This window comes from Facklamia hominis CCUG 36813 (genome assembly GCF_000301035.1).
Taxonomy (GTDB): Bacteria; Bacillota; Bacilli; order Lactobacillales; family Aerococcaceae; genus Facklamia; species Facklamia hominis.
The window spans coordinates 1,523,926-1,524,747 of record NZ_JH932292.1; positions in this window are offsets into that span (position 1 = coordinate 1,523,926).

Genomic DNA, 822 nt, shown 5'->3' on the forward strand with positions numbered 1-822 from the left:
AATGTAACGCTGATTGGGCTGAGAGTACTAAAAAGGGTCGAAATTGTAACTCTCGTTGGGCTGAGAGTACTAAAAAGGGTTGAAATTGTAACTCTCGCTGTGTTGAGAGTACTAAAACGGGTCGAAATTGTAACACTGATTGAGCTGAGAGTACTAAAACGGGTATAAATTGTAACTCTCAGTGAGCTGAGAGTACTAAAATGGGTAGAAATTGTAACTCTCAGTGTGCTGAGAGTACTACAACGGGTTGGAATTGTAACTCTCGTTGGGCTGAGAGTACTAAAACGGGTATAAATTGTAACTCTCAGTGTTCTGAGAGTACCAAAACGGGTTGGAATTGTAACTCTCAGTGAGCTGAGAGTACCAAAACGGGTTGAGATTGTAATTCTCAGTGTTCTGAGAGTACTAAAGTGAGGTGGAATTGTAACTCTCAGTGTTCTGAGAGTACCAAAAAGGGTTGCAATTGTAGCTCTCGTTGGGCTGAGAGTACTAAAAAGGGTTGAAATTGTAACTCTCGCTGTGTTGAGAGTACTAAAAAGGGTCGAAATTGTAACACTGATTGAGCTGAGAGTACTAAAAGGGGTAGAAATTGTAACTCTGATTGAGTTGAGAGTACTACAACGGGTTGGAATTGTAACTCTCATTGCGCTGAGAGTACTAAAAAGGGTCGAAATTGTAACACTGATTGAGTTGAGAGTACTAAAAAGGGTAGAAATTGTAACTCTGAGTGCCTTGAGAGTACTAAAAATGGTCGAAATTGTAACTCTTGTAGCGTTGAGAGTACTAAAAAGGGTCGAAATTGTAACACTGATTGAGTTGAGA